This is a genomic window from Pedobacter sp. B4419, assembly GCF_059693725.1.
The window spans coordinates 1,689,285-1,712,487 of sequence record NZ_JCASSL010000002.1; the positions used below are offsets into that span (position 1 = coordinate 1,689,285).

18 protein-coding genes are annotated in these 23,203 nt (G+C 43.0%); 4 read left to right on the forward strand and 14 right to left on the reverse strand.

All coding sequences use genetic code 11. The annotated features are described in order from the left end of the window. Positions 1 to 164 precede the first annotated feature (164 nt). Positions 165 to 1,952 carry a hypothetical protein gene (locus tag AC570H_RS18820; RefSeq protein ID WP_497357707.1) on the forward strand — a complete coding sequence of 596 codons (1,788 nt, stop codon included), beginning with the start codon at positions 165 to 167 and terminating at the stop codon, positions 1,950 to 1,952. 209 nt (positions 1,953 to 2,161) lie between these two features. Here AC570H_RS18820 and AC570H_RS18825 read toward each other — a convergent pair whose 3' ends face one another. The 5 genes from AC570H_RS18825 to AC570H_RS18845 form a co-directional block, all read right to left on the reverse strand. After that, a complete protein-coding gene (locus tag AC570H_RS18825) occupies positions 2,162 to 4,603 on the reverse strand; it encodes a TonB-dependent receptor (protein ID WP_497357709.1) in 2,442 nt (813 codons plus the stop codon). 77 nt (positions 4,604 to 4,680) lie between these two features. Continuing rightward, a complete protein-coding gene (locus AC570H_RS18830) occupies positions 4,681 to 5,124 on the reverse strand; it encodes a putative immunity protein (protein ID WP_497357711.1) in 444 nt (147 codons plus the stop codon). Position 5,125: 1 nt separating this feature from the next. Further along, complete coding sequence (locus tag AC570H_RS18835; protein ID WP_497357713.1) at positions 5,126 to 5,674, reverse strand: GNAT family N-acetyltransferase; 549 nt, start codon at positions 5,672 to 5,674, stop codon at positions 5,126 to 5,128. A gap of 290 nt (positions 5,675 to 5,964) precedes the next feature. Continuing rightward, positions 5,965 to 6,321, reverse strand: a complete 357-nt coding sequence (locus AC570H_RS18840) for an MmcQ/YjbR family DNA-binding protein (protein WP_497357715.1) — start codon at positions 6,319 to 6,321, stop codon at positions 5,965 to 5,967. A 104-nt stretch (positions 6,322 to 6,425) separates the two neighbouring features. Continuing rightward, complete coding sequence (locus AC570H_RS18845; RefSeq protein WP_497357717.1) at positions 6,426 to 8,669, reverse strand: alpha-L-fucosidase; 2,244 nt, start codon at positions 8,667 to 8,669, stop codon at positions 6,426 to 6,428. A 135-nt stretch (positions 8,670 to 8,804) separates the two neighbouring features. Between AC570H_RS18845 and tam the strand changes: the two genes are divergently transcribed. Beyond that, positions 8,805 to 9,572 carry a trans-aconitate 2-methyltransferase gene (tam, locus tag AC570H_RS18850; RefSeq protein WP_497357719.1) on the forward strand — a complete coding sequence of 256 codons (768 nt, stop codon included), beginning with the start codon at positions 8,805 to 8,807 and terminating at the stop codon, positions 9,570 to 9,572. Here the strand turns inward: tam and AC570H_RS18855 are convergent. The 8 genes from AC570H_RS18855 to AC570H_RS18890 all read right to left on the reverse strand — a co-directional run bounded on the left by AC570H_RS18855 (position 9,569) and on the right by AC570H_RS18890 (position 17,171). Further along, a complete protein-coding gene (locus AC570H_RS18855) occupies positions 9,569 to 9,928 on the reverse strand; it encodes a VOC family protein (RefSeq protein WP_497357721.1) in 360 nt (119 codons plus the stop codon). The two genes, tam and AC570H_RS18855, sit on opposite strands and share 4 nt — an antisense overlap. Before the next feature lie 67 nt (positions 9,929 to 9,995). Then, positions 9,996 to 10,658, reverse strand: coding sequence for a hypothetical protein (locus tag AC570H_RS18860; RefSeq protein ID WP_497357723.1), 663 nt, complete (start codon positions 10,656 to 10,658; stop codon positions 9,996 to 9,998). Between the two features lies 1 nt (position 10,659). Beyond that, a complete protein-coding gene (locus tag AC570H_RS18865) occupies positions 10,660 to 11,169 on the reverse strand; it encodes an RNA polymerase sigma factor (protein WP_497357725.1) in 510 nt (169 codons plus the stop codon). 209 nt (positions 11,170 to 11,378) lie between these two features. Continuing rightward, the gene (locus tag AC570H_RS18870; protein ID WP_497357727.1) at positions 11,379 to 12,200 is read right to left on the reverse strand and encodes a DUF4249 domain-containing protein; all 822 of its coding nucleotides are present in this window, start codon (positions 12,198 to 12,200) and stop codon (positions 11,379 to 11,381) included. A 4-nt stretch (positions 12,201 to 12,204) separates the two neighbouring features. Continuing rightward, positions 12,205 to 14,892 carry a carboxypeptidase-like regulatory domain-containing protein gene (locus tag AC570H_RS18875; protein ID WP_497357729.1) on the reverse strand — a complete coding sequence of 896 codons (2,688 nt, stop codon included), beginning with the start codon at positions 14,890 to 14,892 and terminating at the stop codon, positions 12,205 to 12,207. 132 nt (positions 14,893 to 15,024) lie between these two features. Continuing rightward, on the reverse strand, positions 15,025 to 15,996 hold the full coding sequence (locus tag AC570H_RS18880) for a FecR family protein (RefSeq protein WP_497357731.1): 972 nt from the start codon (positions 15,994 to 15,996) through the stop codon (positions 15,025 to 15,027). 66 nt (positions 15,997 to 16,062) lie between these two features. Next, complete coding sequence (locus AC570H_RS18885; protein WP_497357733.1) at positions 16,063 to 16,656, reverse strand: RNA polymerase sigma-70 factor; 594 nt, start codon at positions 16,654 to 16,656, stop codon at positions 16,063 to 16,065. Positions 16,657 to 16,730: 74 nt separating this feature from the next. Then, positions 16,731 to 17,171 carry a TQO small subunit DoxD gene (locus AC570H_RS18890; RefSeq protein ID WP_497357735.1) on the reverse strand — a complete coding sequence of 147 codons (441 nt, stop codon included), beginning with the start codon at positions 17,169 to 17,171 and terminating at the stop codon, positions 16,731 to 16,733. 512 nt (positions 17,172 to 17,683) lie between these two features. Between AC570H_RS18890 and AC570H_RS18895 the strand changes: the two genes are divergently transcribed. Continuing rightward, positions 17,684 to 18,808: a peroxiredoxin family protein gene (locus AC570H_RS18895; protein WP_497357737.1), complete on the forward strand. Its 1,125-nt coding sequence runs from the start codon at positions 17,684 to 17,686 to the stop codon at positions 18,806 to 18,808. 4 nt (positions 18,809 to 18,812) lie between these two features. Here the strand turns inward: AC570H_RS18895 and AC570H_RS18900 are convergent, their stop codons facing one another. After that, positions 18,813 to 20,798 carry a beta-L-arabinofuranosidase domain-containing protein gene (locus AC570H_RS18900; RefSeq protein ID WP_497357739.1) on the reverse strand — a complete coding sequence of 662 codons (1,986 nt, stop codon included), beginning with the start codon at positions 20,796 to 20,798 and terminating at the stop codon, positions 18,813 to 18,815. Between the two features lie 177 nt (positions 20,799 to 20,975). Here AC570H_RS18900 and AC570H_RS18905 point away from each other — a divergent pair, with 177 nt between their 5' ends. Further along, positions 20,976 to 23,120, forward strand: a complete 2,145-nt coding sequence (locus tag AC570H_RS18905) for a S9 family peptidase (RefSeq protein ID WP_497357741.1) — start codon at positions 20,976 to 20,978, stop codon at positions 23,118 to 23,120. Positions 23,121 to 23,203: the final 83 nt, after the last annotated feature.

Consider the following 23,203-nt stretch of genomic DNA (forward strand, 5'->3'; position numbering starts at 1 on the left):
CAAGCTTTGGCTTCCTACAGAACAACTACGCTTTTTTTAAGGGCTGTCTACAATATGTCTACAAGTTATGGCTTAGTGCAACTGGAGGCCGATTTGAGAATGTAGAGGCTTATTTTTCTAGCCATACACTACCGTCCTATAGTAATTTGTGGTAATTTGGTGTTATGAAGCTATTTCCCTGTATCTTTTTTTTAATCGTTTGTTCCTGTACCTTGAGCAGCTTTGCGCAGACTAATTATTTGGATAGCCTCAAACTGGCCGTTAAAAACACTGCTTTAAGCGAAAAGGAAAAGCCAGCCCTGTTAACCCAACTGGCCGAAGCTTATCGGGTTAACAAAAATTATAAAATGGCGATGGCTACTGCAAGGCAAGGCATAACCATCGCCCTGCGTAGCAAAGATTACAGCGGAGCCAACAAAGCCTTTGTGGTATTGATCAATAGTAAGATCCTCATACAAGATTTTGCCAAGCTCAAACAGCTCACCGATACTACGCTAACGCTGGCCAAGCAAACCAAAGACCCAATTGCACAAGCCTATGCCGATTATGCACAAGTGCTGCTGTATAAAAACCTCGATGACCAGGAAAGCATAATGAAATTTTGCCAATTGGGATTAAAAGCGCTTGAAAAGAACACAGACAATTTTTTGGCCGCCAAGCTCTATTATCAATTGTATGTGCTCAATTCTAATTGGAACAACGCGACCAAAGTATACCAATATGCAAAACTGGCAACCGAGCATGCCCGCTTGGCTAATGATTTTACCTTGTTGAGCAATTGCTATAATGCCATGTCAACAGCCCACGAATATAAGTACAATGCCAAGCATGAGCAAAAAGAGCTGGATAGCTGTTTGTTTTATCTAGAAAAAGCAGAGGGCCTTTATGATTCGCATGGACTGGTAAACAACCTTGCCTACGCCATCAGCTGCATTAATTTGTCCAATATCTACCTCAAATATTTTCCGGCAGGCGATTTAAAGGCCAAGGATTTGGCCATTGGTTACGCTAACCGGGCCAAGGCAGTGCTGAATAATTGGCCAGACAGCCAAGAAGTAATAGCGAGCAGTTTGGGTATATTGAGCGAATATGCCAAACGCGACGGCAACGAGAAATTAACCGAGCAATACTTGTTAGAGGCCTACCGGATTATGCAAACCAGTCAGCCGCCAGTATATTATACCATGATTAATATAGGCCAAGCCCTAACGGTTTTTTATAAGCAAAAAGGCAATTACCAGAAAGCCCTTCAATTTCAGGAGGAGGTAAATGCCTATACCACTAAAAACTTCGACCAGCAAAAAGCACTGAAGGTGCAGAAATTGGAAATCCAGTACGAAACCGAAAAAAAAAACGCTGAAGTAAAGCTGCTCAAGGAACGCGAAAAGAGCCAGAGGCAGCAGAGTTACCTGTATGCCTGTATTGCCATTGCTACTGTTTTATGTTTATTGTTCATGTTTAGGTCTTATCATTTCAGGTTGCGCTATTCGCTGCAACGCGAAAAACAAATGGGGCTGGAGCAACAATTGCTGGCCACGCAGCAACAGCAGCTCAAAAAAGAAGTAATGGCCAATGTGCTGCAATTGGAACACAAAAACCAGATGTTGCATAACCTAAAAGACAAACTCACGGTTGGCGATGAAGTGAATATGCAGAAAATCTTGAAAGAGGAGATGCTGCTCGACAATGATTTTGAACAGGCAAAGCTACAGATCCAACAAGTACATCCAGATTTTTTTCATTTGCTCAATAAGCGCGCCCAAAAGAAATTGACCTTGCTCGATTTAAAGCTTTGTGCCTACCTCTACCTGCAGATGGAAACGCGACAGATTGCACAATTGATGCACGTGGAAGCCAAAAGCGTGAGGATGAGCCGTTACAGGATTAAGCAAAAGCTGGGCTTGGCTAAGGATGATGACTTGAATGGCTTTTTACAAAGCTTGAATAGCTAACAACTATTTTTTCTAATCGTCATTCCAAACCTGACCTGAATGACGAATTCTTGTTCGTCTTTGGAAAATGAATACCAGCATTTCATGGCCAATGCAGTCCTGCTGTTCGCTTTACTACGTGTTCGCTTCCATCAGGTTTAGTAAACCGCTGCCTGTGCAAGAATACAGCAAGAACGTCAAATCATTGGAAGGGACGTCAACAATTGAAGCTATAACCTTTGTGATTCGTTTTTCAATCCAGATTCTCGGCTTTCCTGTGCCTTGATTTTATTATTGCCAAACCTGTAAGTAAAATTGAGTCGAACCTGGCGGGTTTCGCCCCTAAATGTAGTACGAAGCACAAGATTGCTGAGTTGGGTATTGGTATTGTACTTGTTTGTCCAAAACACATCTGAAACGGCCAATTTTAAAGTTGCTTTGTCTTTCATCAGGTTTTTTTGCACCCCGAGGTCGATCTGTGAATTGCCTTTTACATAAGCATTTAAACCGGTAATGGTTTTAGAATTGACTATAGCTGCAGCTTCGGCTGTGATGCCTTCGGGCAAGTTAAAAGTCTGTTGCATGTTAATTGTACCTGCAAAACGGCTAAAGCTGTAATTTCCATATTCGGCAGTACCAACTTTGTTCTTCAGGTAATAGCCTATGCCGCTAAGGCTTATGTTCCACCATTTCGCCACTTTGAGCTGTTGTGTAACAGTTAGGTTTAAATTCTGTTGCGATCCAATATTCCTAGGCACCATATTAATCGAATTACTATCAAAAACTTCCGTAACTGTACCTGCAAAATCACTGGTATGCGTGTAACCGGCAGTTATTGATGTTGCCTTGTTGCTATACTGCAACATTAAGGCATTGGCATACTGTGGCCGCAGAAACGGGTTTCCTTTCCAATAAGAAAGCTCATCAACAGGATACGAAAACGGATTGAGATTGTTATAGGCCGGCCGGTCGATACGGCGGGCAAAACTCAAGTTATAAGTGCCAGACTCTTTTGTCTTGTAGCTAATCGAAGCAGTTGGAAATACATTCAGGTAATTTCTGGTTACCGAAGTTGGCGATTGGCTGCTGCCCTCACGGGGCTCGAGATTCCCTTCCGAGTGGGTATGCTCAAGTCTCACACCAATATCCAAGCTCCATCTGTCGTTAAGCGGGGTATCATATTTCAGGTATCCGGCAAGTATTTGTTCCTTGTATTTGAAAGTATTTGAAAGGTCAATATCGAGTATACGGACACTTCCGTTTGTATCATATTGATCAAATACGTTATTGGCATCCACATTAGAAAATTTGCTTCCGGCAGCTATTTTTCCTTTTGCTACTGGAAAACCGTAATCGGCCTTAACCGCATATAGTTTGATATCCCTGCTATTGAGTACTACAAAATTGTTGGTCGATTGGAGCTGGCCATCTGGACCATAAAATGCATTGGTGCTCGAGTTTTCTGTAGCCGCATCGAAGATTGCATAATCAGCGTCAATATCCAGGTTTGTATTGTTGCTTCCCTTATATCGGTAATTTAAATTGGTGCTGTAACGGTTCGCCTTTTGGTGGGGGTAATCGCTGCGGCTTTTCAGCGTTTGCAAGAGCTGGCCGCTTGACTGGTCGTAGATACTTGTGGTAGGAATAATTAAGCCACCGCCATTTGAAAAATTGCCGTTCATTACAATGCCAATGGTTTTAGTCGTATCTATAGCGTAATCGGCGCCTAAGGTCGATCCAATATTGTTGCGTTTATCTATATCGTGGTTGGCATTTAAATAAGCCTTTCCATTTGTTATCCTGTCGTTGTCATAATCCATCACATAATGCCCAATATTGTGATTATAACTGGCAAACAGGTTAATTTTGTCTTTCCGGTAATTTAGGTTGAAATTGGTGTTTTGCTTAGGTTTGAGTCCATAGGCAAAACCGGTATTGATGCTCCCGTTGAACCCTTCGGCAATTGATTTTTTAAGTACAAGATTAACAATGCCCCCGGTACCGGCAGCATCGTATTCGGCTGAGGGGTTTCTGATCACTTCAATAGATTTCAGATCGGAAGAAGACATTGATTTGAGCAGGCGCGACAGTTCTTCCGGCTGCAGGTAAGTTTGTCGGCCATTGATCATAACCAGCGAACCCGTAGAACCATTCAGCGTAATCGAATTATCTTGGTTGACAATTATTCCTGGGGTTCTTTTTAATGCCTCCAAGGCATTGCCTCCCTGAGCGGTGATGCTGTTCTCTACATTATAAATCGTTTTTCGGCCTTCGATCTTAATCACGGGCTTGTTTGCAAAGCGCTGTATCACCACCTCCTTCAGATTCTGCGTAACGGCTTTAATTTTGATCACACCTAAATCTGTGTTGCCAGTTAGCCTGATCAGCTCGCTCTGATAGGAAACTGCGCCCAAATAGCTCACCACAATTATATAAGTCCCCGTACCAGCAGTAAAAGAAAATGTTCCATCTGTATTGCCCGTTTGCTGGCTGATTGTTTGCCCCGTTTTGCCCTCTTTTAAAAACAGTGTAGCACCGCCGATTACCTCGTTGTTTGTGTTTTGAATAATCCCTTTTAACTCATGTTGTGTGTTGCTTTGCGAAAACCCATTTAAAAAAAAGAAAGATAACAGTAGGATCAGATAAGATTGTTTGAGGTTAATACGGGTCATGAATAGGGATTAAAATAGTAAAGCTGGCAATTATAAGTATTTGTTGATCAAAACCTAGCGGTCATAATCACTTTTGATTAGGCTCTTGCAGAAATTACCAGTTCGCTGATGCTGTTGGGCAGTTGTGCGTTTTGCCATTGCTTTATTTCATTAATCGATTGTCCGGCAAGTTGGTAGGCCTTTAATGCATAATCAGTCGCTCTTAAGGCATGGTCTGCCATATGGGCTGTGGCAACAGCATGACCAACGGCACGTGTTACTGCAATGGCTATAGGATCGCTTAAGGTTTTGGCCAAGGCAATGGCTTGGAGCGAAGCATTTCTGGCATCGCCAACAGTGGCCTGCCCAGCCTCCCAGGCTTTGGCAACGGTTAAAATTTTGGTCAAGGTTTGTGCAGTGGCTTCATCTACAAGTTCCAATCCTTGCTCAGCACAACGCATAGCCCAATTGATGAGTTGGCGGTGTTGTACTACAGTTAATGGACCACCTCTGTGAACGGCTATAAATCTCTTGTCGCGCATGTTAAATTTTGCTGTTGTTCTTCAACAACAATTCTAAATGAATGTCCTCAGGTTCCAGAGCCCATAGCTCTTGATCAATTTCGGTGGCCAACTGTGCACCTTGGGCCAAGTAAAAATCTATGGTATGTTGCGTTGGCGTGGCCGAAATATAAAGATGTGTAGCGCCAAATTCTTTGGCACAGGCTTTTACCTCTTGTAAAAGTTGTTTGGCAATTCCTTTTCCGCGTTGTGGCTTGCTTACATACAAAATATCCATTTTGCAATAGTTTTTGTGCTCACCGCGCAACTCCTTTTCCGCTGATGCAATACCCGCCAACAGATTCTGTTCAAAAGCACCGATTACCTTTCCGCCTTTGGCCAATAACTGGGCTTGGCGATTACCGAGTTCAGCCAGTTCTGCTGAGGTAAAACCAGGTACAGATTCCGCATTGCCAACCAAAACCAGTTCATTGTTTTGAAGAACATAACTGGATTGGATTTCTTCTCCACGATCGATCTCTGCCAAGCGCGGAAGTTCTTCGATACCCATATCCCTGTATACTATTGCCATCAGCTATCCTGTTTTTCAAACTTATAAAAATATGAATATTAATTGAGTTAGGGTTTGCCGATGCCTGCTAAAGCAACTTGTTTTGAAGCTATTTTACTTTAGGCAGTGCCATGGAAATAGGAGTAAAGACCGTTGTTGATAAACCCGATTGGCGCGAAAAGCCCGGAGCCGAGGTACGAGGCGAGGACTTGAAGCAAAAAGCGGGACTAACGGTCAAATGGAACACGGTCTTTGCTTTTCTATAATAGCTCCCATTTATCTTGTTTGTTGAGGAACAACAACAAGAATGCCTACTTCAGTGCGTTTATTTCGTCTTGAACTTTTTTGGGCAGCGCGGCAAAGATCAAATTATAAGAGTGGTCTATCTGTTCTTGAAGCTGTTTAAACGATAAATTGCCATCCATGCGTACCGTATTCCAATGTTTTTTGTTCATGTGGAAACCTGGTGTAATTTCCCAATGTTGCTCGCGAAGTTCGATGGCCAGCTCTGGATCGCACTTTACATTGAAACGGGTGCCGTTATCCAAACCAATCAACAAAAAAAGTTTTTCGCCAACTTTAAACACCAATGTCTCTTCTCCAAAAGGAAAACCTTCTGTGGCACCGGGCTTGCTGAGGCAGTAATCTCTAAGTTCTTCAATATTCATGTGGGCACAATTATGGAATACTCAAAGAACGGATATTTTTGAGAAATTATTTCTTTCTTTTTGAACATAAAAAAGCCCGAACAATTGCTCGGGCTTTGAAATAATTATGGTTTTTGTTCGAAAAACTCGAGTTCGGCAATGGCCAAACTGGTATCATTGCCTGCAATGCCGGTAGCCTCCATACGGATATATCGGGTATTAATCGGCTTTTTAAAATACAGTTTTCGCGTAGTTGGATCATTAATCAGGTTGCCAAATTGGAAAGCTTCCAATTCTTGCCAAGTTTGGCCATCATTGCTAATTTTGATCACCCCCTTCTCTAGCATGCCTCGGCTGTCTTTGGTTTGTGGCGTATAGGCAAAGCCTTTTAATGAAACGGTTTTTCCTAAATCGATGGCTATGAAATGCGGGGTTTGGGTAGCGGCCGAGCGCCAAAAGGTAGCCGCATTGGCGTCGAAGGCTAAGCTTGCTGGCTGTTTGTCTTCTTCACTGTCTACTTGAAGCAGCTTCCAGTCTTGTTGAGTGATGCCATATTCGTGGCTAGCTATGCTGCCCGTTTCGCCTTTGTTAATGGCTACTGCTTTTATTTCGCCAGCGCCAAAGCTAAAAGGCTCGGTATATTTTTTTGAATTTTTGTCGGGCTTGCTGCCATCGGTTGTATAGTAAATAGCCGTATTGGTATTGAGGTTCTTTGTCGCATTTTCGCCATGTGGTTTCCAGCCAAATTCGTGTTGCAAGGGTTCGATGCTTACCAAGCCGCTTTTTGTTCTGGCAAATTGCAATTGTGGTGGACGTGGCTTGTAATAATGGGCACTCACCAAACTGATGGTAGGCGTAAACCTCGAAGCTAAAATCCTAATCCTAAACTTGTTTGAGGTTACCTCCGGAAAACGCAAGATTCTTTTGTAGCCAATATTGGTCGCTGTAGCAATTTCTTGCCATTGGTTGTTAATCCAGGCATCTAGGGCATGTTTTTCTACCCTTTCGCCCTGCGTAGCTATTGCCTCCTGTAAAACCAAACGGTTAATAGTTACGGCTGTTGGTGTAGTGACGATGATTGCTGGATTTGTTTTCGGCAATGCAATAAAGGTAGCTTCTTTGCCATCCAACACTTGGCTTGGGCCTTTGGCTTTGGCAAATAGGTTAACACCATAAGTTTCGCGAATTCGCTTGCCGGCTTCCTTTAGTACGTTTACATCTTCAGGCGAGAATTTGCCATCGCGGTTAGGCGGGATGTTGAGCAGAAAAGTGGAGTTGCCGCCAACCGAGCGTTCGTAAATATCAAAAACATCATCCACGCTCCGTACTTTTTGCTTGGTATCGTCGCGGTAAAACCAGCCTTCGCGGATAGAAGTATTGGTTTCGGCCTGTTGATAGTGCAAAAACTTTCCGGTGTAAAGTTGTTCCCTTTCGCCCAAATTGGGAGCAGTTAAATCGCCAAAGTTGGTCATCAGCTTTGGGTCTTCTTTATACGGAATTACATTCCATTCGGTGCTTCGGGTTTGGCCAGCTTCATTGCCACACCAGCGAATGTCTTCTTTGCCAAAAATGACGGCTTTTGGTGCGAGAGTCTTGATTAGTTTCTTCCAGGCCAAGTAATTGTACTGTTGGTTGCCCTTTCTTTTGGGATGGGCGCCATCAAACCAAACCTCTTCAATAGGACCGTATTCTGTAAGCAGTTCAAATAATTGGTTCAAGAAATATTCATTGTAATCGTCTACTTCAAATTCGAACTTGGTTTTATTGGCAAAAGGTCTGCCCGCTACGGGAGTGGGGATAGTTTTTTTAGTGTATTTGCTCAAATTGCCATATAAGCCCGTCGGACTTTCTATTTGAAACAAATCTGCAGGAGAGAGGTATACACCCAACTTAAGGCCATACTTTTTGCAGGAAAGCGAAAGGTCTTTTAAAATATCGCCTTTACCATTTTTATAATCGGTAGACATGATGCCATGTTTGGTATAGCGGCTTTGCCACAATACAAAGCCATCATGGTGCTTCACGGTAATGATGACCATTTTCATGCCGGCAGCTTTCATGGCTTCGCACCATTGGTCGGTATGCAGTTCTTTGAGGTCGAAAATTTTTGGATCTTCCTTGCCATTGCCCCATTCCATGCGGGTGAACGTGTTAGGGCCAAAATGGATAAATGCAATGAATTCGTTTTTGAGCGCGGCGTATTGATTGGCAGTAGGCACTACATGGGCCGCTTTCCAGATAATTGTTTCTTTAGAATCTTTGCTGCCTATAGGAATAGTGGAGGCAAACGGAATGGGCGCAGGGCTTACCTGGGCAACGCTCACCTTAGCAATAAGGCCAGCAAGCAATAGAAAAAATAGGTTTTTCATTTTGGTTTTTAATAGATAGATAAATGATAGATGTTTAGGCAGACTAAAAATATCATTAATTTCTGTTAATCGATAAACAATGCGGAAAAAAGGAAACTTATATTTGTTGTAGACGTTAACTATAGAAATAATACCATGAGCTGGTCTGCCCAACAATATAGTAAATTTGAAGCCGAGCGCAATCGTCCGATTTTTGATTTGCTGGCACATATTCCAACCGTTGAAGTACATACCGCTGCTGATATAGGCTGCGGACCTGGCAACTCAACTGAACTTTTGCTCAACAGCTATCCCAATGCACAACTAATTGGGATGGACAGTTCTGAAAATATGATTGAAGCTGCCCGAAAGCGCCTGCCAAAGGTGCAGTTTGAAGTAGCTGATATTGCTAATTGGCCCAATCAGGGACCTTTTGATGTGCTCTTGGCCAACGCGGCCTTGCAGTGGGTGCCCGATCACGCTTCCCTATTTCCAAAACTGATTGATAAATTAACAAAAGGAGGCACTTTGGCCGTTCAAATGCCTGATAATTTTGATGAACCTGCCCATCGGCTCATGAGAGAAACCGCCAAAAACGGACCTTGGGCATCCAAATTAGCCGATGCCCATCAGCGGATAGACCGGCAAAGTGCGCAGTGGTACTATTCGGCCTTACGCGATAAGGTGGCACAGCTGGATATTTGGCGTACGGTTTACCACCACCCGCTTTCTGGCGGGGCAGGAGCCGTAGTCGAATGGTTTAAGGGAACAGGGCTCCGGCCTTTTTTAGCGCCACTAACTGAAGTGGAGCAAAAAGATTTTTTGGCACAATATGAGGAAGCGATAGGTAAGACCTACACCATTTATCCCGATGGTACGGTGTTGCTGCCTTTTCCGAGGCTGTTTATCTTGGCTACACGCTAAGGCTGTACAAAATGCCAGCAAACCCCGGCAATATCAATCAGGTTCATTTCCTGGCCATAAGGTTGTTGCAAAATCTCGCTGATGCGGACTTTAAATTTTTCTGGAATATTTTCCTTTAAAACAAAATTACGGTAGGCATGCACATCGTCTACTTGAACACTGAGCATCAGATTCTGTGCAAATTCTTCGTTATCGTAGCGCTGCAGGATAAATTTGCAGCTTTCATTTTCAAAGCCTACATAATCGCCTGCATCCCAGGCAAGCTTAAAGCCTAAGGCCTGAAAAAGCTGTTTGGATCCTTCAAAGTCTTTGCCGCAAGGAATAAATGGTTCGAGTGATTCAAATTTGATTTCCATAGGTTAGTTTTTTAATACTATACAGTTGTTTTTTAGGGTTAAATAGACTAATAAATATAGCTTAATTTTAGCTTGCCTGTTTAAATGTTTCTATATCCTGATAAAAAGCAATGGCGTTCATCACCGCTTTTCCACCAGAACCTTCAATTAAACTTTTGATGATCTTTTTGTTGGCATTGGCAAAGGTCTGGTTTTTATAAAGCCAATAGGCCAAATAAGTGAAAGAACCTGTAAGCACTACCTGAAATGCGATATAGCCCCAGCCCATCGAATGCGGAAACCAGGCATCACTGAGGTAAAAGGTAGTCCAGAAGGGAAATTGGAGCACCATCACGCGGCTATGTTTGAGGATGGATACCTGCAACTTGGCCAGTTTTTGCTGGATTTCGGTAATGCTTCCCCTATAATCGATGCTGTTGGCCCATACCAAATGCTTGATGTAATCGAACAAGGCCTTTACATTGATCAGAAAGATAAGTCCAAACGAAACGATAAAATAATTGGCTCCCGAAGAATAGTGGGCAATGGCATAAACCAAAGGAATGCCCAACAAGATGAGGTAAATTACGGCGAAAACAATCCCCCTGGCCTTAAAGCGAATAAGCGATTGCAAAGCCGATTCGGCCTTTTGGCTAATTACCTCTTTTAAAAGCTGTCTGTTAAGTGTTAACGACTGCTCGATTTTCTCGTGCTGTTCTTTCCATAAAAGAACGAAATTAGTGTCTTCCATATTAGCTGTTGAGTTTTAAATATTTTTGTTTGAGAATGGCTTTGATCCTGCCAATTTTTGTGGAAACGTTGGTTTCGCTGATACCCATGATTTCGGCGATCTCCCTTTGGCTCTTTTCTTCCAGGTAGAGCAAAATCAAAGCCCTGTCTAATTCTTTGAGCTCGGCAATCACCTGGTTTAAAAAAAGATCCTTTTCTTGTTTTTCATTGTGTTCTTGTACCTGGGGAAGATTTAACAATCCTTCTGGATAAGGGTTGGCAATCTCTTTTCTTCTTTTCTCTTTGCGGTACGAGGAGATGGCTACATTGAGTGCGATCTGGTAGATCCAGGTAGAATGTTTAAACTGCTCATCATAACCTTCAAAAGCTTTCCATAACTGCAATACAATGGCCTGCACCAAATCTTTTCGGTCTTCGGTATCCCTGCAATAAGAATTGGCAATTTTATAGATTATGCCTTTATGACTTTCAATTATAGAAAGAAATTGTTCTGATTGGTCAACTAAAGCCATTTGTTTAAGCGTTGTTTTCCAGTATGATACGCATGAGCAACGGAAATCTCACAATAAAAATAAAAAAAACATATTCTTGTTGACTGAGACGTCGACAAAGTAAAAATAAAAACCGGTTGGCGAGGACACCAACCGGCTGAATTTGTCGAATGGGCATCAACAAATTACAATCCCCAACAATCGCATCGGGGGTAAGAACGAAACAATTATTAAGGTACTTTGATAGATTTTCGTTGTAGGGTATGTGCACTGAAATAACCCAATGCACCGCCTTGAATATTGGTAACCGGATTTGATGGCGCCGCGTTATTGCCATTGCCAGAAGCGCCATTGTGCAGGCTATAGAAATACTTGTAAACATTTGCATCAATGTTTTGCATCTCTATAACCAGGTCATCTCCTTTTTTAAGATCAATGCTCAAGTCATCATTCGGATTATTATAGCTTAAAATGGTATTTACGGTTTGGCCTGGCGTAAATTCATCATTGAATGCAAATAATGTCTTTTCCTTTTTGTTGTTCAGGTATTGGATAAAGCGGTAATAGTTCTGCTCTCCTGCCGGATCTTTGTATTTAACGGCAGCAAAAGTGCGTGGCTGGTTGTCCTTGTTCAGGTCTAACTTGCTTTGGCTTACATAAATACTGTCTAAAGCCACTGCTTTGGGCATGGTGCAATTGGCAGTGTAATTTTTGCCGGCAATAGTTACCGAAAGACGATAAGTATTGCCAACAGCAGCTGTCAAGGTGGGTGCTTGGTACACGCCCTTGCTCGTTTCGGTTAGGGAATAATTCGTTCCGTTGCCTTCGATGTTTACCTGGGCATTACTTACCCCATTAAAACCATTGGTTTCGGTAAAATCTTTAGTGGTACTGATCATTACCTTGGCACCTCCTGCTTCGTTGGTTACCATGCCTTCGATTACATAATCGGGCGGAGTACTTTCCAAATTAAGGTCTATTGCTTTTTCGCATGAAGAAAACAAGCAGATGAGCAATAAAAAGCAGCCAATATATCGTGAAATAAAAATCATGTGCTTAAAATTTAAAGTTATAGGAAACAGAAGGAACAAAGGTGAACAGGGTCGTTCTAACCGCTTCGGTTTGGGTTGGATCGTTCTCTTTGTCCCTAAAAAATATGGTGTAGGCATTTTGGCGTCCATAGGCATTGTACAGTCCGAGTACCAGTTCTGAAGAGAATTTTTTGGTCTGTTTCAGCTGTTTGGTGGCGCCAAGGTCTAAACGATGGTAGCTTGGCATGCGCGATGCGTTTCTACTGGTATAATAGTAATAATTTACCCCGTCAATTTGGTACTTGCCATTGGGGAAGGTTACGGCATTGCCGGTATAGTAAATAAAATTGGCCGATAAGGTCCATTTGTCGGTGAGTTTGTACATACCTACAATGGCAATGTCGTGTGTACGATCCTGTCGGGCATTGTACCATTCGTTGTTATTGATACCATCAATTTTACGTTCTGATTTAGAGAGCGTATAGCTGATCCAGCCGGTTAATCGCCCTGCTTTTTTCTTAAATAGCAGTTCCAAGCCATAGGCGCGGCCTTTGCCGTACAATAATTGAGTTTCGATAGGTTGATTGGTAAAGATATTTGCGCCATTGCGGTAATCGATCTGGTTATGCAATTTCTTGAAATAGGTTTCTGCACTAAATTCGTATTTGTGCTCGCTAAAGTCGCGGTAATAGCCTACAGAATACTGATCAGCCTGCTCAGGTTTGATGATATTGGTACTGGCCACCCATTTATCCGTAGGCGAACCTGCGTTCGAATTGCTGATCAAGTGCAGGTTTTGTGCATTACGCGCATACGATGCCTTTACCGAGCTGTTTTCGTTCATTTGGAAAGCCGCTGCTAAGCGTGGCTCAAGGTTAAAATAGGTTTTAACCAACTCGTTAGCTGCATAATGGGTCGATCCAGTGATGTTTCCGGCACCATCGAGGTCATAGTAATCGCCTTTGCCCAAAATGCTAAAGGCTGATACCCTTAAGCCATAGGTAACCGTAAAGCGGTTGCTGGCTTTCCAGGTATTGCTGGCATAAACCGCATTATCCCACGAATAACGGTTCTGTAGGTTTTGCGAAAGAATGCCCGAGTTGCCTGTAGCCGAAATCTCACCTGGGATAATGGTATGGTAAATACTGTTAAAGCCAAAGCTCACCGAGTTCTTGTCGTTGGCATACCATTGCAGGTCTTCCTTGATGTTCCAATCGCGCAGTTGCGAAAAGATGTTGTACTCGTTCACATCTTCCTTCAGGTTGATGTTGTACTTGTAATTGCTAAAGCTGAGCGAGGTATTGGAAAAGAGCTTATTGTTAAAAATGTGGTTCCAGCGCAAGGTTCCAACGCTGTTGCCCCAGTTAATATCCGCAATGTCTTCTGCTGCCAATACGTCTTTGCCAAAATAGCCCGAAACATACAAGCGGTCTTTCTCACCCAAAATGTAATTGGCTTTGAGGTTAAAATCGTAGAAATAAAGCTGGTTGCGATTAATCGTGCTATCGCTCGAAAGCTTCAAAAACAGATCGGCATAGGTTCTTCTGGCCGAAAAAAGAAAAGATGACTTGTCTTTTTGAATGGGCCCCTCCACATTTACCCTGGCGGCGATCAAGCCAATGCCACCACTCACGCCAAATTTTTGGTTGTTGCCTTCGTTCATCTTGATATCAAGCAGCGAGGAGAGACGACCACCGTATTGCGCAGGCATATCGCCTTTGTAAATGCTAACGTTTTTAATGGCATCTGAATTAAAGGTAGAAAAGAAGCCCAAGAGATGAGTGGCATTGTAAACCGGTACTTCGTCCAATAAAATCAGGTTCTGATCGGCCGCGCCTCCGCGTACATAAAAATTGCCATTGCCTTCGCCGGCCGATTTGATCCCAGGCAAGAGTTGTATGGTTTTAATTACGTCTTTTTCGCCAAATAGCACGGGCACGTTTTTAATATCCTGAATGTTGAGTTTTTCTACGCCCATTTGCGGGTTGCTCAAATCGCGTGCGCCCCTGGCTTGGGCAACGATATTTACCGTAGCCAGTTCTTGCGAGTTCTCTGCCAAGGCCAGATCTATTTTTTTGTTGCTGGTTAAGGCGATGTCTATGACTTCATTTTTCATGCCTACGGCAGAGATGGCCAGCTGGTAGTTTCCGCTAGCTAATGTAAGCGAGAAAAACCCATACTCGTTGGTAGATGTGCCTTTCGAGGCTCCAATTACCCTAATGGTGGCTCCAATCAAGGTCTCGCCTGAGCTGGCCGAAGTAAGGGTGCCACTAATGGTAAATTTGCTGCCAGCCGGATTAGCCGCCGGAACGGCGTTTGGCTTTTTTAGCTTTTCGGCATCAAAACGGATCAATACTTCTTGGTCTAGCACGCTAAACGTATAAGGCTGGTTGTCGAATGCGGTATTCAATACCTTTTCCAGCTTTTGTTCTTTTGCTTCTAGCGTAATTTTGGCTTGACTGTTGGCAACGGTTTCATTATAGGTAAACCTGATTCCGCTTGACGTGGTAATTTTGTCCAAGGCCTGTTTTAACGGTTCGTTTTTTAAGCTGATGGTCACAAGTTTATCTAGCGGATTGGTCTGTTGCGCCATTAAAGGAACATGGGTTGCCAAGAAGATCAGCACAGCAAGCAAGGCGGCTTTAACAAATATGGGGAGTTTCATCACAATATAAAAAATGGACATGAACCCATAAGGTTCGGTTTTTTTCATAATTTTAAGTTTTAAGGGTGATTGGCCTGTCTCTTGTTTTCGAGGCTTTAGACAGGTCGTTTTGCTTTTAGGTTAAGCCCGATCCGAAAGAACCGGGCTTTTTCATTGTGTGTGGGTGTGAAATTGATTTTATTAATTAATTGGGGTTTTTGTTTGTAATAAATAGGTGCTGCCTTCTTTGCGCCAGGTAATTTCCATTACTGCAGCCAGTTTATCTAAGGTTTGCATCAACGGCAGGCTGGTTTTCAATTGACCGTAAAATGCCTTATGCGATAATTGAGTCGCCACCTGAACCGTGATGCCGTATTGTAATTCCAATTCTTGGGCAACTTCTGAAAGCGAAGCGCCGTTATAATTGAACAGGCCTATCCGTTGATTGATAAATTTCTGTGCATCGGGATAACTTTCTTTAACCAGCAGTTGACTCGCCTTGTTAAATACTACCCTTTGGTTAGCCGTCATGATTTCGGTTTTTTGCTGTGCCGTTACGCCCACTTTTCCGCTCACTACCGTAACTTCTGCCTGATTGTTTTGTGGGTAAGCCCTTACGTTAAAGCTGGTGCCCAATACAATGGTGCGCAAAGAACCCGATTGGATCACAAAAGGATGTGCCGGATCGTGTTTGACGTCAAAAAAGGCTTCGCCGCTTACAGTTACTTGGCGCTCGTGCCCCCTAAACTCGTTTGGGTAGCTGATTTGCGTAGCAGGACTGAGCCAAACCTTGGTGCCATCGGCCAATTGAATTTGGCGATGCTGACCAGGTAATGTAGCCAATTCTAAGTTTTGAACAGGGTTGACGATGTTTTGGATCGGATCTTTAAACAGCAGCGCAAAGCCAATAACAATAATCACCGATGCGGCAGCTGCAATCTTATACCAAAGTTTAAAGGTTTTGGGTTGCTTAATGGCAATTTGCTGTTCAATGCCAGCCTTGATGTGTGCCTTAAGTTGTGGCGCAGTTGCAAAATTGCTTTCGCTCAACAACAGTTCTTCGTCGTTAAAGCTATGGTACCATTCGTCAAAACGGAGCTTTTCCTCGGGCGTAAGCGTACCTGATTGCCATTTGTGGGCGAGTTCCCTGATTTGATCGTTTGGTGTTTCCATATATTTCGAGCGTCTTTTAACATATAGTCAGCGCTGAAAGGAAATACCCTTAGTCTAAAATGAAATTTATTTTTCGAGGAGCCACAAAAGCAGCGGCAGGGAAATTTTGAGGCTTTGTCTTAACGTGCCTAAAGCTTTGGAAAGATGTGCCTCAACGGTTTTTTCGGCAATGCCCAATTCATTGGCTATTTCTGCGTAGGTTTTGTTTTCTTCCCGGCTCATCAGAAATACCATTTTGCATTTTGGAGGCAGCTGATTAATCGCATCTTCCAATAACTGCCCCAATTCTTTGGCATCCAGCCAATCGTTGGTGCTGTCTATGGCTTGAGGTGCCAAGTTGGCAATGTTTGACAAATGCTGTTGTTGGCGGTATTGGCTTGCCAAATGATTGATCACTTTGTATTTGATAGCGGCAGATAAGTAGGTAGCTACGCCATTTTTGATTTGCAGGTTGGCGCGGCGTTGCCATAGGCTTACAAAAATGTCCTGCACAATTTCTACGGCAATATCTTCATCAGCCACGCGATGCATAGCCACAGCAAAGGCTTTATCCCAGTAGCGATTGTACAACTCGGTAAATGCCAGGCGATCAGCGGTAGCCAATAGCTCCAACAACTCGTGGTCGCTCGCATTTTCATGAAGAGATTGTTGTGAAGCCAAGGGCAATTTGAATTTATGGTTTAACCTTTGACTGCAAAACTAAACACAAATTACAATTTATAATATTCTTAACATTATTTAACCAAAAGACCGTCGTCTATGCTCCATCTGTAATGGGGTATGGCCGATAAAAGCAAAGCGCCTGCACTAACTGCGTATACCGAATAATTGAAAGGTGCTTTGGCGCCCAAGAAAACAGCCATCGACAGGGCAAAGGCCAAGGTAAGTACAAAACTGCCTTTGGCCACCAAACGGGTTTGATAGCCAATGATGAGCAGTACCCCAAAGATCGCTTCGGCAAGGGTTGCTATCCAGCCCATTACATCGGCCAATGGTTTGCTCAAGTAAGGCATCAAGGTATGGGTATAAGCTAAAAAGCTGTCCCAGTTGCCCCAGCCAACGTTGTTTTGGCCTGCCGGACCCAAAAAGCCAATGCGGTCTAAAACCGGATAGATAAAGCCAATGCCCAAGGCAAGGCGCAAGTAGAATTGGGCTAAGCCCGTGTGATTTTTCATGTTAAGGAGGGAATGAGTTTGTCCTAAATTAGGTGCTTTATTGGCAAATCCTATCGCCAGATTGTCATATTTGCAACACTGTTGCTAAGTGCTAAATAGGTCGTTACGAGCGCCTTTAAAAACAAAGCTTTGGTTGAAGATAACTTCGTTGCTGGAGTTGGGAATTTTATAATTAAATATAATCGATTGATAGTTAGTCGGATAAGGTTTTTAGGATTATAAAATCACCTAATTGACTTCAAGCTTACATTTCAGCCCATGAATAGGCATCAAATTTGTGCTGTTTTTTTACACAACTTAAAAACCACGGAGATTTTTAACGCCATTTTAATCGACCGAATAAATGCTGCCTCAGGCGGCATTTGTTGTTTATCGGCTTTTAGTCCTTAAGTTTCTTCATATATTTTTATCGGGCTGTCTTTATGCTTACTTTAGGTTGAAATAAAAAAGGTTAATTATTCTACGATTTGTTCGTAGATCGCTATATTTGGTTTCATCAATCAAAACAAGGCATGAAACGGATAGCAGGTTTACTTTTTTTAAGCATAATTGGAATCATTAATCCACTTCGTGCGCAAGTAATGGAACGAGTGCTCGAAAAATTTAAAAACCTCCCCAAATTAAGCTATACAGCCTATACCAAGCAAAAAGATCTTTTTAGCGATAAAGTGTTTTTCGATACCATACAGCTTGCTTTTGCCAAAAGCGACCAAAAAATGGTTTTCAGGTATAAAGGAAAAGCGCAAGAAGATATTTTTGATGGCAGCAAACTCTTTAAGCTGGAACTGGCCACACAAACCTATCGCATCTCGGCCGCTTACAAAGATGCTTCTTTTTATTTGGAGTCGCTTGATAACCTAATGGATAGATTGGCCACAAACCTGCAGAAAAAAGCAATGATTTCGCAAGTAGCCGATTCAACGGTGCAAGGCAAATCCTATTTTAATATCCACATCAAAGAGTTCGATTCGCTAAAAAACGGAAAACAGGTGTACAGCTATACCAAATGGCTGATTGATAAGCAGTCGTACCTGCCGTACTATTACCGTAACGACCAAAAAGGCTTTATTGATGGTACGCAAATTTACCTCGATATTTTTACCGAGTATCGTTTTTCCAACTTCCAGACAAGCGCTAAAAGCATCGATGAGCTGTCGCAGCTCATGTTGCCTGAAAATTTTTCGCTCGAAAAGCCTAAAGTACATGTGCCTTTGTTAAGCAAGGGTACAAAAATGCCTGATATTGAACTGACCGATCCAAAGGGCACTCAAACCAGGCTCTCGGCTTTTGCAGGAAAAATATTGCTGCTAAATTTTACCATTAATGGCTGCCCACATTGTGTAGAGGCCATTGAAACACTGAATAAACTCATGCTAAAGTATAAATCGGCGAACTTTGAAGTGATAGGGATTAATCCTTTGGATGACCAGGCGTCAATCTTAAAATTTAATAAGAATCTTAAAGTTGGCCATGTTGTTTACACCACGACTAAGGCGAAGATAGAAAACTATCACATAGAAGGTTATCCAACATTTTACCTGGTAGATAAAAACGGTCAAATTGTACAAAGCTTCCTTGGTTTTTCCGATCAGATAGGAAAGGAACTGACCAAAGTAGTTGATGGCTTAATGCGCTAATTGCCTATCGCCTGCCAACTACCGGAAACTCTGCAATACGCAAAGTGGTACAACCGTATGGCACCAATGTAATTTCTTCTTCGTTTGGTGCTCTTTCTACGCCATAAATTGGCGAATAGGGAATGGGCCCGGCCATGTCATTGTAGAGTTTCCACGAAGGAACGCGCAAGGCCTTGGTTTTGATTTGGATCGGTGCATTTTCTAAGTTCCACGGATAAGTGCTGTTTTTGCCTGTAGCTTGTACTTCAAAATAATCTTGCAGCTTATTGTCGGCAATTTCAAAAAGACCAAAGTTCCAAGGTGTAGTAGGGTGTACTTCATAGAAATAATCGCCATACACATCGGCATCTTTGGTGTTGATTACCTTTTTAAATTCTTCGCCCATTTTAAGCGCATAGGTAATTGGTCCGCGTTCTATCGAGATGGCATTTTCGTACCACTTGTTCTTAAAAATATGCATCGGCAGTTTCAACTCTACAACATCGCCAGATTTCCATTCGCGATTGATTTTAACCACTTGATTGCCATTTACTTCCTGCCAAAGCATTCCATTGATCTTGATTGCTGCTTTTTTGCACCATTCAGGAATGCGCAGGTGAAAAGGAAAAACAGCTTTTTTGCCACTTTTTAAGGTAAATCTGATGGTTTCGTCGAAAGGATAATTGGTTTCTTCTTTAAAAGTAACAGGAACGCCATCGGCTACTTTTAGGCTTACTTCGCTTGGCGAATACACCAAGGCCGCCAGACCTTTATCGGGTGTACTGTACCATAGGTTTTGGGTAAACTTGGGCCAGCCCTGATGCATGTTCGAAGTACAACAGGCATAGCCGGTTAACAGGCCATAGCAAAGATCGGTACCCGCATGGTTATCGCCAAAGTTGCGCATCAGCCTGCTGTTCATTACCTGATTGGCCTGCTGAAAATACTGACGATCCATAAAATCATCGGTTATTTGTGTAGGCAAGGCATTAAAAGCCACTTTTTCTAGCTGATCTGCATAATTTACATCGCCGGTAATCTCTAATATGCTTTCTAAACTGAACATCATTTCTACCACGGTACAAAGCTCGGTTCCCTGAGTTGGATTATTGCCGTGCAAGGCCTCATCGCCTCCATACAGGCCATTGGCTACGCCGTTGTATTTGCGCAGATCGGCGAAGCCTTTTTTAACGGCATCGGCATAACGTTGCTCGCGGTGTTGCTGATAGTAAATCAATGGCTCTTTGATGCCTTGAGCCAAGTTTACGGTATGGATGCTGCCCATACGGGTCAACAGATCCGTATTCAGTAATGAATTGGTAAAATCGAACGATTGCTTATGAAGGAGCTCGCCCAAATCCAGCAAGAATTTATCGCCGGTAAGGTTGTAGAGCCAGTATACCACGGCAAGGTTATCGGCTGCACGGTACTTGGCCCAAAATGTCCAATGGTCTAAAGGTTTGCTGGGGAGCTCCTTTAATTGATATTTGAAGTAATTGCTTAGAAAAGGAAGGACCCGTTTGTCTTGCGTGGCCATGTAATATTGCTTCATGATTTTAAGCATCACGATTTTTGGCCACCAATCTTGGCTATTGTCCCGTTGGATGCCCGCTTCTGCAGGATAGTCTTTTTCCGGGCCGAAATAGCCATCAGTTCTTTGGCTTTTCAGCGACCATTCTATCCAAGGCTTCACTTTGGCAATGAGTGCTTTGTCATCCAAAATATAGGCCAAGGGTAATAAACCATCAATCCAGTAAGGCCCGCGCTCCCATTGGTCGCCATCGCCACCCAGCCAGCCGTTTCGCTTACTCATTACCAGCGGATAAAGTTCGTCTAGGCGTCCGGTTGCCCCGTCTTTTTGCCGCACCAGCATTTCTTTGAGCCAGCCTGCAGGTTTAATGGCACCTAAAGGCAGTTCTTGATATGGATTTTTAGTCGCTGTGGCCGTTTGACCAAAGGCATTCACAGCCATTAGGCCTAACAAAATGACAAAAAAGAATAGGGGTTTCATTGCTCGATATTTGGTTAGTAAATCGTTTTATTAAATTCTAAATTACAATTTTTTTTGATTTTATAGCGTGCCATCCCAAATCCATTTGCTTAAGCCACTAAGATGTATTATTCTTGGTACTTTAAACATGAACAGGCTAAACCTTTTAATTTTATACCCCATCAATTAACCTTGGCTATGAATAAATATTTACTTACAGTTACGGCACTTGCTTCAGCATTTGTTGCCAATGCCCAACAGGGCAAGCTAACTGCCAAAGATTATGAGCGTGCCGAAAGCTTTATGGCTTACAATACGGCACCACTGATCGATAAGGCGGGCATTTCTCCAAATTGGTTAGAAAACGACCAATTCTGGTACTCGGTAAAAACAGAAAGCGGTACGCAAAACTTTTTGGTAAATCCGGCAAAAAAGAGCAAAACGGTAACAACCGAAACTTATAAAGATGCGGCTACCCCAAGAGGACGGGGAAGAGGTGGCAATGAAGTATTGTCGCCCGATGGCACAAAAGCCGTTTTTATTAAAGACTGGAACCTTTGGGTGAGAGACGTAGCCAGCAACAAACAAACCCAGCTCACTACCGATGGCGTAAAAGATTATGGTTACGCTACTGATAATGCTGGCTGGACCATGAGCGATGGCCCAATTGTACGCTGGTCGCCAGACTCAAAAAAGGTGGCTACGTTTCAGCAAGACCAACGCAACGTAAACAACATGTATTTGGTTACCACTAATGTTGGTGCGCCGGTATTGAAACAGTGGAAATACCCATTGCCTGGCGATAAGGTAATTGCGACCATCAGAAGAGTAATTATTGATGTAGAAAATGCGAAAGTAGTGAGCCTGCAAATTCCACCAGACCCACACCGTGCTACCTTAAGCGATGACATTGCCAGCAGTGGTACTTTCGACGATATCGATTGGAAAGCAGATGGCTCTGAAATGGCCTTCCTTTCTACTTCACGTGATCATAAACAAGAAAAATTCCGCATTGCCGATGCCAATACAGGTGCCGTACGCGAAGTTTTTGAAGAGACCGTAAAAACACAATTCGAATCAGGCCGTGGTGCCATCAACTGGCGCTATTTGCCGGCCACAAAAGAAATTCTTTGGTATTCGGAACGCGATGACTGGGGTCATATGTATCTGTATGATGCCACAACCGGCAAGGTGAAAAACCAAATTACCAAAGGTCCTTGGCTGGTTGGCCGTTTGTTAAGGGTTGACGAGAAAAACCGTGTGATTTACTTTACAGGCCATGGTCGCGAAAAAGGCAATCCTTATTTTGCCTACCTCTACAAAGTTGGTTTTGATGGCAAAGGCTTAACCCTGCTTACCCCAGAAGAAGGCAACCACTCGATAACTTTCTCGCCTTCTTATAACTATTTTATCGATACCTATTCTCAGCCAGATGTGCCACCAACCATGAACTATCGTGACGTAAAAGGCAATTTGGTAACTGCTTTGGAGAAAACAGATGTATCTAAACTAGCGGCTAAAGGCTGGAAAGCTCCAATTCCGGTAAATGTAAAGGCACGCGATGGCAAAACCGATATTTATGGCTTGGTATTTACGCCAACCAATATGGACCCGAACAAAAAATATCCTGTAATCGATTATATTTATCCAGGTCCACAGGGTGGAAGTGTGGGCAGCTGGTCGTTTTCAGCATCGAGGGGCGATAACCAGGCCTTGGCCGAACTGGGCTTTATTGTGGTGATGATCGAAGGCACAAGCAATCCATTCCGTTCGAAAAGTTACCATGACATGAGTTATGGCAATATGGGCGATAACACTTTGCCTGACCAGATTGCTGCCATCAGACAATTGTCTACAAAATACCCTATCGATACAACGAAAGTAGGGATTTGGGGTCACTCGGGTGGCGGTTTTGCTACGGCAGCGGCCATGTTCCGTTATCCAGATTTCTTTAAAGTGGGTATTGCCGAATCAGGTAACCACGAAAACCGTAACTACGAAGACGATTGGGGCGAACGCTACAATGGTTTGGTAGAAAATTCAGATTACGAAGCACAGGCCAACCAAAACTATGCGAAGAACCTAAAAGGAAAACTGATGTTGGCACATGGAATGATGGATAACAACGTTCCGCCTTATAACACCCTTTTGGTGGTAGAGGCCTTAAACAAAGCCAATAAAGACTACGATTTGGTGATTTTCCCTAACAGTGCCCATGGTTTTGGCGCTTATTCGCCTTACATGATGCGCAGACGCTGGGATTATTTTGTGAAGAACCTTTTAAATCTTGAACCGCCAAAAGAGTATCCGTTAAGAGGGACTACTGCAACACCACGTAACTAAAATCATCATGCCGGAAATTGATCCGGTATCTCATGAAAAATTCGTCATTGCGAGGAACAAAGTGACGAAGCAATCTCTCTCGA